The 15687-nt window shown below is 68.3% G+C and carries 2 protein-coding genes; one reads left to right on the top strand and one right to left on the bottom strand.

Translation table 11 applies throughout. The features are described 5' to 3' along the window. Nucleotides 1–17: 17 nt before the first annotated feature. Nucleotides 18–1646, top strand: a complete 1629-nt coding sequence (locus tag I5803_RS22430) for a M10 family metallopeptidase (RefSeq protein WP_196986995.1) — start codon at nucleotides 18–20, stop codon at nucleotides 1644–1646. On the opposite strand, the gene I5803_RS22330 is transcribed toward I5803_RS22430, so the two are convergent. Continuing rightward, entirely contained in the window at nucleotides 1647–15665 is a 14019-nt protein-coding gene (locus tag I5803_RS22330; protein ID WP_196986994.1) for a calcium-binding protein, read from the bottom strand. It lies immediately after the preceding gene. Nucleotides 15666–15687: the final 22 nt, after the last annotated feature.

Here is a 15687-nt window from a genome sequence, read left to right as displayed (position 1 = left end):
AACCTGATGGATTGGCGGTGTCCCCCGTCCACGGTGAAGGCGTCATCCTGCCGGGCGCCTACGCCACCAGCCCTTCCGACAACGCCTACACCTTCGTCGCGCAGGCCGATGCGTCCTCGCTGTCCGGCGGCAGCCTGGCGGCGCTGATGGCCGGGAGCAAGTGGAGCGGCATCGACGCCGGCACGCACAAGACCGTCATCACCTACTCCTTCGCCGATCCGCAGACCTCCGTCTACAGCTACGAGGACGCCTCCGGCTTCCAGTCCACGCTCAGTGCGTTCAGCGCCGCCGACCGGCAGACCACGCGCGACGTCCTCGCGCGCATCGCCTCGGTGTGCAACGTGGAATTCGTCGAAGTGCAGGACAACGCCAACGAATGCGGCGTGGTGCGCTACGGCTACTCGCAGCAGCCCAACGCGATGCACTTCGCGGGCTATGCATTCTTCCCCTCTTCCAACGCCATCGGCGGCGACATCTGGATCGGCCAGGACCAGTCGGGGCCGCAGTGGGACTACTACAAGCCCGACCTGCTGCTGCACGAGACGCTGCACGCCATCGGCCTGAAGCATCCCTTCGACGGCAACGCGGTGCTGGGCACGGCGCAGGACATCATTCCCAACACGGTGATGAGCTACTCCCCCGTGGTGGGCGCGACCAGCGGCTTCATGTCGCAGTACCCCGTCTCGCCGATGGCGATGGACATCGCGGCGCTGCAATACCTGTACGGCAGCAACGCGGCGACGAACGCGGGCAACACCGTGTACGACCTCGCGGGCCCGGACTTCCAGTCGGGTTTCACGAGCGTGTGGGACGGCGGCGGCAGCGACACGCTGGACGCGAGCCGCATCGCGCACGGCGTGCAGCTCGACCTGGCCGAGGGCGCGCTGAGCGACGTCGGCGCGGTGGTCCGTGCGAGCGGCATGGTGAACGGGACCCGCATCTACACCAACTACACCGCAACCACCTCCATCGCGGCCGGCGCCTCGATCGAGAACGCGGTCGGCTCCGCCTTTGCGGACCAACTCGCCGGCAGCAACGGCGCGAACTGGATGCAGGGCGGCGCGGGCAACGACAGCCTGGAAGGCCGCGGCGGCGATGACCTGCTCGACGGCGGCGACGGCCAGGACGTCGCCCTCTACGCGGCCTCGCGTGCGGGATACAGCATCGCCCGCGGCGCGAACGGTGTCACGGTGTCCGGCCCTGCGACGGGCACGGACACGATGGTCAACGTCGAACGCCTCGTCTTCACGGACGGCAAGGTCGCGCTCGACCTGGACGGCTACGCAGGCACGGTGGCCAAGCTGCTCGGCGCCGTGTTCGGCGCAGGCGCGGTGCACAACACCGGCTACGCCGGCATCGGCCTGAACTTCGCCGACGGCGGCATGGGCGAGCAGGCCCTCGCGCAGCTCGCGCTCGACACGCAGCTCGGCGCGCATGCCGGCAACGACGCGGTGGTGGACCTGCTCTACACGAACGTCATGGGCGCGGCACCCAGCGCCGCGGCGCACGCGCAATACGTGGCGCTGCTGGCGGATGGCACCTACACGCAGGCCACGCTCGCGCTGGAAGCCGCCGGCTCCACCATGAACCAGGCCCACATCGACCTCGTGGGCCTGGCCGCGCACGGCCTGGCCTACACCGCCTGATCAGGCGACCAGCACGAAGTCGTTGCCCAGCCCTGCCGGGTGCGAGGAGACGCCGAGCAGCGCGATCACCGTGCCCTGGTAGGAGAGCTCGCCGTTGCCGCTGTCGTAGTCCAGATCGCCGCCCAGGCCGACACGCGCATTCACCGCGCCGAGGCCCGGGAACGCCGCGAGCGACAGCTGGATCGTGTCGATGCCGCTCGAGAAGTCGGTGATCAGGTCCACGCCCGCGCCCGGCGCCTGGTCGAGCACGAAGCGGTCGGAGCCCGCGCCACCCGTCAAGGTGTCGTCGCCCGCGCCGCCCGTGATCGTGTCGTTGCCTTCGCGGCCGTCGATCGTGTCGTTGCCCGCGCCGCCGTTCAGCCGGTCGCCGCCGAGGTAGCCGGTCAGCTCGTCGTCGCCGGAGGTCGCGATGAGCACCTTGCTGCGGATCGTCGTCGCGTTCCACGACACGCCCGAGTCGAACAGCACGCGCTCGATGGACGGCACGCCGTTGGCGAAGTAACCGTCCACCGTCACGCTGTCGCCGCTGCCGACGATCGTGAGGTTCAGGTCGTCGCCGCTGCGCGACGCGCGCACGTTGCTGTCCAGCACGCCGGTGATCGCGAGGGTGTCGGTGTCGCCGTTCAGCGGGGTGTCGCCGTCGTTCACCACGTACACCGGGCCCAGGCCGCTTTGCAGCTGCGACGCATCGAGCGCAAAGAGCGACTCGCTGATCACGTCATGGCCGCCGCCGTCCGCGAAGAAGTAGGTGTCGCTGCCCGCGCCGCCCGTCAGGCTGTCGTCGCCCGCGCCGCCGTTGAGCGTGTCGTTGCCGCCGCCGCCCACGAGCGTGTCGTCGTTGCCGCCGCCGCCGAGGCTGTCGTTGCCCGCCGCGCCGAAGACGATGTCCGCGCCGCTGCCGGCGTTGACGACGTCGTTGCCGCCGCCGCCGAGGATCCAGTCGTCGTTGGCGCCGCCGTTGATCGTGTCGTTGCCGGCATAGCCGACCTGCACGTGGTCGCCGTCGCTCGTGAGGAGGGCCGCCTGCAGGATCTGGGCTTGCGTGATGGTCGTGCCGTTCGCGAGCTTCACCTGGTCGATCGCCCCGCCCGGGTTCACCACGTCGCCGTTGAAGAAGCCGATCACCGCGACCTGGTCCACGAGCTCGTTGCCGCCCACCGACCGCGTCACCGTGATCACGAGGTCGTCGTAGGTCTGGTAGCCGCGCGTGAAGGACAGGTTGTCCGCGGTGAGGCCTGGAATGGCGATCTCCACCGTGTCGATGCTGCCCACCAGCGTGTCGTTCTGGATGATGAGGTCGTCGCCGTCGCCCGCGCCCAGCACGTAGGTGTCGTTGCCGTCGCCGCCGTCCAGGATGTCGGTGCCGGCGCCGCCGATCAGGCGGTCGGTGCCCCCGCCGCCCAGCAGTGTGTCATCGCCGGCCAGGCCCGACAGCGTGTCGTTGCCCGCCCCGCCGTTGACCGTGTCGTCGCCGCTGCCGCCCGTGAGGTTGTCGTCGCCGATGGAGCCGATCTGCGTGATCAGGCTGGACAGCGGCACCGTGCCGTCGTCGAACTGCACCAGCTCCACGTTCAGCACCGTGACCTGCACGCCCGACTTGGTGAAGACGGTGGTCGTCGCGAGCGGACGCGTGATCGAGTAGTCGCTCGCGAGCCCCGGCAGCACCAGCGTGTCGGTCTCGGTGCCGCCGTCGATACTGTCGGTGCCGCCGCCGCCTGCGAGTGTGTCGTTGCCGGCCAGGCCCAGCAGCGTGTTCGCGCCGCCGTTGCCGGTGAGCACGTTGGCCGACGCATTGCCGGTCACGTTGATGCCCGACGCGGGCCCCGTCACGGTGCCGTTCTCCACGCCCGTCGTGAGCGTGTAGGTGGCCGCCACCGCGAAGTTCAGGTTGACCGTGTCGTTGCCGGCACCGCCGCCGATCGTCTCGTTCACGGCGTCCGTGGTCACGTTGATGAAGTACGTGTCGTCGCCCGCGCCGCCCTGCAGGTTGTCGTTGCCCAGCCCGCCGTCCAGCGTGTCGTTGCCGAGGCCGCCGACGAGGATGTTGGCGCCGCCGTTGCCGACCAGCAGGTTGTCGAACTCGTTGCCGGTGATGTTGACCGCCAGCGTGCCCGCCGACGTGACCACGGCCGTCTCGATCTCCGCGCCGGCCGGGAGCACGTAGGTGCCCGTCGCCGCGAAGCCGACGTTCACGCGGTCGTTGCCGCCGTCCGCGAGCTCCACGACGACGTCGCCTCCGGCGTCCACGTTCAGCGTGTCGTCGCCCAGGCCGCCGATCAGCGTGTCGTTGCCGAGGCCGCCGGTGAGCGAATCGTTGCCCTCCATGCCGTTGATGTTGTCGTTGCCGGCGAGCCCGTCGATCGTGTCGCCGCCCGCGGTGCCGAGGATGAAGTCGTTGAAGGCGCTGGGCGTGTTGCCGATGAGGCCGTTCATGCTCACCGTCTCGCCGTCGCCGAAATGCACGAACTCGACGTTGCGCAGCGTCAGCACTTCACCGGCCCTCGTCAACACCACGTCCGTCGCGTTGGGACGCGTGAGGACGAACTGCGCGCGGTTGCCGATCGCGAACACCGTGTCGCTGCCGTTGCCGCCGTCCAGGATGTCGTTGCCGCCGCCGCCAGTGAGCTGGTCGTTGCCGTCCATGCCCAGCAGCGTGTTCGCGAGGCTGTTGCCCGTGATCGCGTTGTCGGAGGCGTTGCCGGTGACGTTGATGCCCGTGATCGTCCCGGTGACGAGGGCGTTCTCGACACCGGCCGTCATCACGTAGATGCCGGTCGCGGTGAGGCCCACGTTGACGGTGTCCGTGCCGCCGCCGCCCAGCGTCTCGTTGACGTTGTCGGTGATGGCGCTGACGACGTAGGTGTCGTCGCCCAGGCCGCCGATCATGATGTCGTTGCCCAGGCCGCCGTTGAGCGTGTCGTCGCCGTCGCCGCCGTTGAGCGTGTTGTTGCCCGCGTTGCCTGTGAGCACGTTGTCCAGCGCGTTGCCGGTGATGTTGACCGCCAGCGTGCCGGCCGAGATGACGGTGCCGTTCTCCACGTTCGCGGGCAGTACATAGGTGCCGACCGCGGCGAACGACACGCGAACCGTGTCCTCGCCCTCGTCCGGAGCTTCGGTGACGACGTCCGCCGCGACGTCGACGTCGTAGGTGTCGTTGCCTTCACCGCCGACCAGCGTGTCGTTGCCCGCGCCGCCGACGAGCGTGTCGTCGCCGCCCAGGCCCGTGACGCTGTCGTTGCCCGCCAGCGCATTGAGGTTGTCGTCGCCCGGTGTGCCGGTGTACACGTCGTTGAACGGGCTGAGCGAGTTGCCCCAGACTTCCACCTGCGTCTTCGGGCCGTCGGAGAACTGGAAGGTCTCGACGTTGCGTACGATGTAGTTCTCGCCCGTCACCAGATTGACGAGCTGCGTGTCCGTCGCGTTCGGGCGCGTGATGGTGTAGGAGGCCATCGTGCCCACGAAGTTGACCTGGTCGGTTCCGTTGCCGCCGTCCAGCACGTCGTTGCCGCCGGAGCCGATCAGCGTGTCGTTGCCGTCCATGCCCAGCAGCGTGTTCGCGAGGTTGTTGCCCGTGATGACGTTGTCCGAGGCGTTGCCGGTGACGTTGATGCCCGTGATCGTTCCGGTGACGAGCGCGTCCTCCACGCCCGCCGTCATCACGTAGGTGCCCGCCGCCGTGAGGGCCACCTTGACGGTGTCCTCTCCGCCCCCGCCCAGCGTCTCGTTGACGATGTCGGTGATGGCGCCGACGACGTAGGTGTCGTTGCCGAGCCCGCCGACCAGGATGTCGTTGCCGAGCCCGCCGTCGAGCGTGTCGTCGCCGTCGCCGCCGTTGAGCGTGTTGGCGCCGGCGTTGCCCGTGAGCACGTTGTCCAGCGCGTTGCCGGTGATGTTCACCGCCAGCGTGCCGGCCGAGATGACCGTGCCGTTCTCGACGTTCGCGGGCAGCACATAGGCGCCGACCGCGGCGAACGATACGCGGACGGTGTCCTCGCCCTGGTCCGGCGCTTCGGTGACGACGTCCGCCGCGACATCCACATCGTAGGTGTCGTCGCCCTGGCCGCCGATGAGCGTGTCGTTGCCCGCGCCGCCGACGAGCGTGTCGTTGCCGCCCAGGCCCGTGACGTTGTCGTCGCCGGCGAGCGAGTTGAGGTTGTCGTCGCCGGGGGTGCCGGTGTACATGTCGTTGAACGGGCTGAGCGAGTTGCCCCAGACCTCCGCCTGCGTCTTCGGGCCGTCGGAGAACTGGAAGGTCTCCACGTTGCGCACGATGTAGCTCTCGCCGGTCAGCGCGTTGACGAGCTGCGTGTCCGTCGCATTCGGCCGCGTGATGGTGTAGGAGGCCATCGTGCCCGCGAAGTTGGCCTGGTCGGTGCCCGTGCCGCCGTCCAGCGTGTCCGCGCCGCCGGAGCCGGTCAGCGTGTCGTTGCCGTCCATGCCCAGCAGCGTGTTGGAGGCGGAGCTGCCCATCAGCCAGTTGTCGGAGGCGTTGCCCGTCAGGCTGGCGCCCGGGATGGTATTGGTCAGCGTCGCGTTCTCGACGTTCGCCGAAAGCACGTAGGCGCCGGCCGCGGGCAGCGCGACCAGCACGCGGTCCAGGCCGTTGGAGGCGGCCTCGGTGATGACGTCGGTCAGCGAGTTCACGCGGTACTCGTCGTCGCCCGAGCCGCCGATCATCGTGTCGTTGCCCGCGCCGCCGTCGAGCGTGTCGTCGCCCGCGCCGCCGTCGAGGATGTTCCCGGCCGCGCTGCCCGTGAGCACGTTGTCCAGCCCGTTGCCGGTGAGGTGGACGGCCAGGGTGCCCGCCGAGATGACGGTGGCGTTCTCGACGTTCGCGGGCAGCGCGTACGTGCCCGCGATCGTGAACGCGACATTGACTTGGTCGGTGCCTTCGTCGGGCTGCTCCACGACCTGGTCGGCCGCGACATCCACCTCGTAGGTGTCGCTGCCGGCGCCGCCGGCCATGCTGTCGTTGCCGGTGCCGCCGACGATGGTGTCGTTGCCGTCCATGCCGCTCACGGTGTCGTTGCCGGCCAGCGAATTGATGCTGTCGTTGCCGTCGGTGCCGACATAGCTGTCGTCGAAGGGGCTGAGCGAATTGCCCTGCACCTGCGCGAGCGTCTTGATGTCGCCGTTGAAGGAAACCTGCTCGATGCCGCGGAAGGTGATGCTTTCGCCGGTGGCGGCGTTGGTGAGCGACGTGTCCGTGGCGGTGCGCCCGACCGTGTAAGCCCCGAAATCGCCGGCGACCACGAGGGTGTCGTTGTCCGCCCCGCCGTCCACCACGTCCACGCCGGTGCCGGCGTTGATCGTGTCGTCGCCGGCCGCGCCCGTGATGGTGTCGTTGCCGGACTGGCCCTGCAGCAGGTTCGCCGCCGCGCTGCCCACGATGACGTCGGCGAAGGTCGAACCCCGCACGTTCTCGATGTCCAGCAGCGTGTCCGTGCCGCCGAGGCCGTCCTGCGCCACGCCGGTGGTCAGGTTGACGTTGGTGCCCGCCGTGGAACTGCCGTAGTCGGCGCGGTCGATGCCGCCGTTGCCGTCGAGGGTGTCGTTGCCGAAGCGGCCGTCGAACGACTCGAAAGGCGCGGTGTCGCTGCCATTCAGCACGTCGTTCAACGAGGAGCCGCGCAGGCCCTCGACGTTGCGCAGCACGTCGACGCCGCCCTGGCCGTCGTTGGCCGAGCCGTCGAGGGTATCGCCCAGCGTTGCCGTGACGCCGACCGTGGCGTTGGCGTAATCGGCCAGGTCGAAGCCCTGTCCGCCGTCGATGGTGTCGTTGCCGCCGTCGCCGCGGAAGACCTCGTTCAGGCCGTCGGTGATCGTGACGCCGTTGAGCGGGTTGCCGCCGATCAGCATGTCGTCGAAGTTGGAGCCCTGGATGCGTTCGATGTTGGTGAAGTAATCGTGGCCGCCCTGCCCGTCGTCGACGGCCTCGCCGGTCGCCAGGTTCACCGTCACGCCGCTGGTCGCGCCGCTGTAGCGCACCCAGTCGCCGCCACCCTTGCCGTCGATCGTGTCGTTGCCCGCGCGGCCTTCGAAGGTCTCGTTGTAGTCGAGCCGGTCGGAGCCGATCAGGACGTCGCCGAACGCGGAGCCGCGGACGGAGTTGATGTTGACGAGCGTGTCGCTGCCCGCCCCGCCGGTCGCCGTGCCGGCCGTGAGGTCCACTGTGACAGCGCCTCCGGCGTTGGTGTACACCGCGCGGTTGCCGTCGCGCTGCAGCAGCGGGTCGAGGAAGGCGCCGCCGTTGATGATGTCGGCGCCCGCGCCGCCTTCGAACTGCTCGAAGATGATCGCCGAGCTGCCGGTGATCGTGTCGTTGAAGGCCGACCCGGTGATGAACTGCACGTTGCTGACGGTGTCGGTGCCGCCGTACCCGTCGGCCACCGTGCCGTTGCCCGTGCCCGTGCCGGTGATCGCCGAGAAGTTCAGGTTGATGCCGGACGGCGCTTCGCTGTAGCTGAGCGAATTGCCGTCGAAGTAATTCACCCGGTCGAGCACCGCACCGCCGTCGACGGTATCGTTCCCGCCGCCCGGGCGGATGAAGTCGCCACCCTCGTTGCCTTGCAGGATGTCGTTCCCCGCGCCGCCGAGCACGTTGTCGTTGCCCAGGCCGCCGGTCAGCGAATCGTTGCCGTTGCCGCCGTCGACGTTGTCGTTGCCCAGTCCGCCGAGCAGGGTGTCGTCCCCGTCCGCGCCCTGGACGTTGTCGTTGCCCGCGGCGCCGTCGATCGAATCGTTGCCCGCGTTGCCCTGCAGGAAGTTGTTGTTCCCATCGCCGGCGATCGTGTCGTTGAAGCCCGTGCCGTTGATGTTCTCGACGTTGGTCAGCACGTCGGAGCCGTTGCCGCCCGTCACGAGGGTCGTCGCGAGGTTCACGTTCACGCCCGCCGTCGCCCCGCCGAACAGGTAATCCGCCATGTCGCTCGTGCCGTTGCCGCCGTCGATCGTGTCGTTACCCGCGCCGCCGGTGAGGAAGTCGTTGCCGTCCCCGCCCATGATCGAGTCGTTGCCGTCCTCGCCGCGGATGCTGTTGTTCGCCGCGCTGCCCGTCAGCGTGTCGTTGAAGGACGAGCCGCCCAGGTTCTCGATGCTGATCAGGAAGTCGGCGCCGCCGCCGCCGGTGACCGCACCGGTCAGCAGGTTGACGGAGACTCCCGCCGTGGCGTCGTAGTAGCCCGTGCTGTCGTTGCCGGCGCCGCCGTCGATGGTGTCGTTGCCGAGGTTGCCGTTCAGGTTGTTGTCGCCGCCGTCGCCGGTGATCGAGTCGTTGAAGAACGAGCCGTTGACGCCTTCGATGCCGGACAGCGAGTCGTTGCCGCCGCCCCCGGTCACCGCGCCGGTGAGCAGGTTCACCACCACCGCGGCGCTCGCGCCGTAATAGCCGACGTTGTCGAAGCCGCCGCCGCCGACGATGGTGTCGTTGCCGAAGTTGCCGTCGAAGAAGTTGCCGTTGGCATCGCCCGTCAGCGAGTCGTCGTAGACCGAGCCGTTGGCGCCCTCGAAGTTCGCCAGCGTGTCGTTGCCCGCCGCGCCGGTCGCCAAACCCGTGGAGAGGTCGACGGCCACGGGGCCGTTGGCATCCCAGTACGAGACGCTGTCGCCGGTGCCCGCGCCGCCGTCGAGGATGTCGTCGCCCGCACCGCCGTTGATGTCCCCGTTGTTCGCGTCGCCGGTGATCGTGTCGTTCAGCGCCGAGCCGTGCACGCCTTCGAAGCCCGCGAGTGTGTCGTTGCCCTCGCCGCTCGCGAGGCCGGTGCCCAGGTTGACGTTGACCGCCGCGGTCGACGCGCCGTAGTCCACGTTGTCGAAACCGGCGCCGCCCTGCAAGTTGTCGTTGCCGTCGCCACCATTGACCCAGTCGTCGTTCGTGCCCGCGTCGATGGTGTCGTTGCCGGCGCCGCCGAAGACGTTGTCGTTGCCCGCGTTGCCCAGGATGTTGTCGTTGCCGTCGCGGCCTTCGATGAAGTTGCCGTTGGCGTCGCCAGTGATCGTGTCGGCAAAATTCGAACCGTTGACGTTCTCGATGCCCGACAGGATGTCGTTGCCGCCGCCGCCCGTGGCCAGGCCGGTGGTCAGGTTGACCACCACGCCCGCCGTCATGCCGTTCACGAAGAAGTAGTCGGCCGTGTCGAAGCCCGCGCCGCCCTGCAGGTTGTCGTTGCCGGCGCCGCCCGTGAGGTAGTCGTTGCCGCCGTTTCCGACGAGCGAATCGTTGCCGCCTTCGCCGCGCAGCGCGTTGTCGTTGCCGTCGCCCGTGAGCGTGTCGTTGAAGTTCGAGCCGCCGACGTTCTCGATGCCGGTCAGCGTGTCCGCCCCGCCGCCCCCCGTCGTCACGATCGCCGGCAACGTGAGGTTGACTCCCACGCCCGCCGTGGCGTCACCGTAGTTGGACCAGTCCTGCGACCCCGGGCCGCCGATGACGACGTCGTTGCCCAGGCCGCCGTTGATGATGTCGTTGCCGCCCGCGCCGTCGAGCGTGTCGTTCCCGGCCTGGCCGTTGAGCGTGTCGTTGCCTGCGCCGCCCACCAGGTTGTCGTTGCCCGCGCCTCCGTTGAGCAGCTGGTCGGACGATGTGCCCGCCTGCACCTGGGCCAGCGTCTTCACGCCGTCGGTGAACTGGATGCTCTCGATGCCGCGCAGCGTGATGTTCTCCGATCCGCCCACGAGCACGGTATCGGTGCCGTTGGGGGTGCTCACGGCATAGCTGGCGAACGCGGCGTGCACCACCAGGGTGTCGTTGCCCGTGCCGCCGTCGATGGTGTCGACGCCGTTGCCGGCATCGAGCGTGTCGTCGCCCAGGCCGCCCTGGATGCTGTCGTTGCCGCCCTGGCCTTCGAGCAGGTTCGGCCCGTCGCTGCCCACGAGGGTGTCGTTGAACTGGCTGCCCCGGACGGCCTCGATGTTCGCGATGACGTCACTGGTGCCCCAGCCGTCCGCGGTCACCTGGTTGGCGCCGAGGTTCACGTTCACGCCCGCCGGCGAGGTGCCGTATTCGATGCGGTCGTTGCCGCCCGCGCCGTCGATCGTGTCGCTGCCCGCCCGCCCTTCGAAGGACTCGAAGGGCGCGCTGCTGCCCGTCAGCGTGTCGCCGAAGTCCGAGCCGCGGACTCCTTCGATGTTGAGCAGCGTATCCGTGCCGCCCAGGCCGTCGGACGCGGTCCCCGGGCTGGCGCCGCCCAGGGTGACGTTCACGCCCGCCGTCGACGTGTTGTAGTCGGAGCGGTCGTAGCCGACGCCGCCGTCGATCGTGTCGTTGCCCGCGCCGCCGCGGAAGACTTCCGAGAGTCCGTCGCCCACGAACGCGCCGCTGTTCACGTTGCCGCCGGTCAGGGTGTCGTTCCAGTTGGTGCCGAAGACGCCCTCGATGCTCACGAGCGTGTCGGTGCCACTCAGGCCGTCGGTGGCGGTACCGGACGCGAAGTTCACGTTCACCGGCCCCGTCGCCGACTGGTCGTAGCGGACGGTGTCGAAGCCGCCCATGCCGTCGATCGTGTCGTTGCCGCCGCGCCCGTCGAAGGATTCCGTCACGTCCGTGCGGTTCGACCCGAAGATGGTGTCGTTGAAGGACGAGGCGCGCACCTGGTTGAAGTTCAGCAGGGTGTCGTTGCCGTCGCCGCCGGTCGCCTTGTTGTTCTGCAGGTCCACCATCACGGCGGCGCTCGCGAACTGGTAGGTGATGCGGTTGCTGTTGATCGCGTTGAGCTTGTCGGTGATCGCGCCGCCGTCGATCGTGTCGTCGCCCCGGTCGCCGCGGAAGAGCTCGAAGATCACGGCGGAACTGCCGGTGATGGTGTCGTTGAACGCGGAGCCGTTGAAGTTGAAGAAATTCGACACCGTGTCCGTGCCGCCGTAGCCGTCCTGCACGGTGCCCGAGCCGGTGGTGCCGTCGCCCGTCACGCCCGACATGTTGATGTTGACGCCCGCCGGCGCCGACAGGTAATTGAGCGTGTTGCCGTCGAGGAAGTTGACGCGGTCGGTGATGACGCCGCCGTCCATCACGTCGTTGCCGGGCCCGGACGCGAACGAGTCGCCGCCCTCGTTGCCCTGCATCGTGTCGTTGCCGGCGCCGCCGGTGAGCACGTCGTTGCCGAGGCCGCCGGTGATCGAGTCGTCGCCGTTCGCGCCGTTCAGGTTGTCGTCGCCGGCGCCGCCCTGCAGGGTGTCGCTGCCCTCGCCGCCGTCGAGGTTGTCGTTCCCCCCCATGCCGTTCATGGCGTCGTTGCCGCCCTGGCCCTCCATGTAGTTGGAGTTGCCGTCGCCGGTGATCGTGTCGTTCTGGTCCGATCCCTTGACGTTCTCGATGTTGGTGATCGAGTCGGTGCCCTGCCCGCCGGTCGCCTGGTGGTTGGTGAGGTCGACGTTGACCCCGCCGGTGTTGCCGGTGTAGTAGTAGTCCACCATGTCGGCGCTGCCCAGGCCGCCGTCGATCGTGTCGTTGCCGAAGCCGCCGGTGATGAAGTCGTTGCCGTCGCCGCCCACGAGGCTGTCGTTGCCGTCTTCGCCGCGCAGGCTGTTGTTGGCGCCGTTGCCCACCAGCGTGTCGCCATGGGGCGAGCCGCCGACGTTCTCGATGCCCTGCACCGTGTCGTTGCCGCCGCCTCCGGTCGCTACCGTGGTCTGCAGGTTGACGTTGACGCCCGCCGTCGCATACCAGTAGTTCGTCCAGTCGTTGGTGCCGCCCCCGCCGCTGATCAGGTCGTCGCCCATGCCGCCGTTGAGGTTCTCGTCGCCGGACGTGCCGCGAAGCGTGTCGTTGAAAGGCGATCCGGTGACGTCCTCGATGCCGCTCAGGGTGTCGTTGCCGCCTCCGCCGGTCACCGTGCCGGTCGACAACGTGACGCTCACGCCTGCCGTGGCGTCCCAGTAGGCCGTGCCGTCCCAGCCCGGCCCTCCGGCGATCACGTCGTTGCCGAGGCCCCCGCCGATGAAGTCGTCGCCGTCACCGCCGGTGAGCGAATCGTTGCCCTGGTTGCCCTGGATGTTGTCGTTGCCGCCGGCCCCGTCGATGGTGTCCGGGCCCTGGCCGCCGTTCAGCTGCTCGTTGCCAGGCCCGCCGAGGATGGTTTGTCCGGGCGCGTAGTTGATGTCGGCGCCGAAGGGGCCGTTGTAGATGTAGAAGTCGTCGGCGGTGAATTCGCCGTCGAGCCGGATGATGATTTCCGCCCCGGGCGTGTCGTCCGCGCTGACATAGATGCGCGTGACACCGCCGCTCGGCGTCGCCACCATCACCTGATGGTCGAGCGCGCCGGGCGAATCGCCCTGCAGCACGATCTCCGACAGCACAGGTGCGGGCCCGCTGGAGTTGTTGATGCTGATGTTGTCGCCCGCGCTCAGGTCGGTGATGAGGTCGGAGCCCGCCGCGCCTTCGGCCATGTTGTAGGAGAAGGTGTCCTGGCCGCCGCCGCCGGTGAGCGTGTCGTTGCCGCCGCCGCCGCCGATGAAGTTGCGCCCGCCGTCGCCCGTGATCGAATCGTCGTGGCTGCTGCCGAAGATGTGCGCTTCTTCGATGCTGCTGAAGGTGTCCGTGCCGCCCAGGGGGTCGACTTGCGTGCCGCTCGGCACGGTGGAGGCGAAGGTGACGCCCACGGCACTGCCGCCGAAGTTGTAGGACACGACGTCGCGCCCGGCGCCGCCGTCGATGGTGTCGCTTCCGCCTTCGCCGAAGCCGCCCGCGATGATGTAGTCGTCGCCCTCGCCGGCGTGGACCAAATCGTTGCCGCCGTTGCCTGCGATGAAGTCGTTGCCCCCGTCGCCGTCGATCGTGTCGTTGCCCGCGCCGCCGTTGATGTTGTCGTTGCCGGCGAGGCCCCGGATGTAATCGCCGTTGTTGTCGCCGTTCAGATTGTCGTCGTCGGTCGTGCCTTCGACCTGGTGGGGCAGGAGGACCGACGTGAAATGCTGGGCGGTCAGGGCGCCGCCGGTGCCCTGGTCCCCAAAATTGCCGTCCGAGAACGTCCACTGGATCCGGATCGGCGCCTCCGGGACGCCGCTCGTGTTGCTATAGGCAATTTGCCGAAGCACCGAATTCAGGTCTTCCTGCGGGATGCCATTGGCGAACTGAATCACCAGCACGCCCCCGCTGTTGGTCGTCACGGTCCCGTAGTCGGAGATGCCCATGTGGATCGTGGCGCCCTGTGTGAGTGCGCTGAGGGTTCCTCCCGCCTTGGCGGAGAAGACGTCCTGGGCGTTGGCGCCTCCTTCGCGCATCAGGGTGACGGTGGCGCCTGTGTAGTCTCCGCGCCCTTCGGACAACGTGCCGAGCTGGTGGTCATAAACCGTCACCTTGCTGTCGAGGACCACCGGGCCGGTGCCGGCGCCGTGGATGACCGGCGGCGTGCCACCGAAAGTCGCGTCGAAACTGCCATCCGCGTTCAAGCGCTCGATCGCGATGTCACGCGTCCCCGCGCTGCCGCTGGTCCCCGTGAGGACGATGCGGCCATCAGGCTGGATGACGACGCTGAACGCCATGTCGTCGCTGGTGAGGTCGTAAGGGTCCCGCGCGAAATCGCGCACGACCTTGCCGCCGCTGCCGAAGGAGGTGTCCAGCGACCCGTCCGTGTTGTACCGGACGACCGCGAGATCCCAGATATTGATGTTGCTGGCGCTGGCGCTGAAACCGGCCACCACCAGCTTGCCGTCCGCCTGCACGGCGACGGCCTGTGCCCACCCGCCGCCCGTGGCAACGGAGGTAGTGACTTTGCCGTCGCCCGAGAAGCTGTTGTCCAGCGATCCGTCGGTGTTGTAGCGCGCGACCGCCCAGTTGCCGAGGCTGCTCGCGGCGTCTGCCGCGGCGGCATTGCCAACCACGACAATCTTGCCGTCGGCCTGCATCACGGCGGCGTACGCAGTATCGCCATTGGCATCGATGTCGGTGGTGACGATGCCGGCATTTCCGAAGCCGGTGTCGAGTCCCCCATTGGAGTTGTAGCGCGCGATCGCGAATTGGGTCGATCCGCCGATCGTGGCGTTGCCGATCGCGAGGAGCTTCCCGTCGGGCTGCATGAGCACGCGTACAGCGGCGTCCGCGCCGGAATTGAATGCGGTGATGACCTTGCCATCGCCATCGAAACTGGTGTCCAGGCTGCCGTCCTGGTTGTAGCGAACCAGCAGGAAGTCGTTGTTGCCCGCGCCTGCGCTGCGGGTGAACCCTGCCAGGACAATCTTGCCGTCCGGCTGGATCAGCATTCCGCTGACGCGGTCGTTGAGGTTGCCCGTGTTGCTGATCGAGGTCTTGACCCACCCGCTATTGCCGAACGTCGGGTCCACCGTGCCGTCATGGTTGAAGCGCAGCATCGCGATGTCATCGCCACTGCCGGTTGTCGAAATGGTGGCCGCGACGACGAATTTGCCATCGGCCTGCATGGCAATGGCGCTCGGGCGGTCCCGGCCGACAGGTCCCACGTTGGCACCCTGCCAGCCGGTGCCGTTGTATCCAAAACTGGGCTCGAGGCTGCCATCCGGGTTGTATCGCGCGACCACCGTCATTGCGGTTGCCGCGTCGCCAAAGCTGGCAACCAGCACCATGTGGCCATCCGGCTCGAGGATGATCTGGTTGGCCTGCGCCGTCCCGGGCAAGAGGGTTGTCGACAGCCCGGGAAAGTCCGGGGGGACGAACACCGGCGCATCGTTCGCGCCGGTGACCTTGATATTGGCCCAGTCCTGCTGCGTGCTCACCGACGGTGAGTTCACGGCGATGAACGTGCCCTGCACCCCACTGCTCTGGTCCCACGCCGCAAAGCGGATATAGGCATCACCCGTGACGATGCCGTTCGGTACCAGCCGGATCAGCGCCGTGGGGCCCAGTGCGAGACCTGTGCTGATCCCGCCCGAAAACGACACCCAGTTGGCGCCGTTGTCCACGCTGTATTGCCAGTCCCCCAGACCGAAAGTTGTCTGCGTGACGATGATCGCCTCGACGGGAGAACCATCGGCGTCGGTGATCGAGCCGTCGACAACCATCTGAGCGACAGAGACGCCGGCGGGATTAGTCGCGTTGGAGGCGACCGTACCCAATGTGGGGCTCCAGAATGAACTA

Source organism: Caenimonas aquaedulcis (assembly GCF_015831345.1).
In the GTDB taxonomy this organism is placed as follows: Bacteria; Pseudomonadota; Gammaproteobacteria; order Burkholderiales; family Burkholderiaceae_C; genus Ramlibacter; species Ramlibacter aquaedulcis.
The sequence above is the reverse complement of the archived record's forward strand: the minus strand, read 5'-3'. Positions and strand labels throughout refer to the sequence as shown.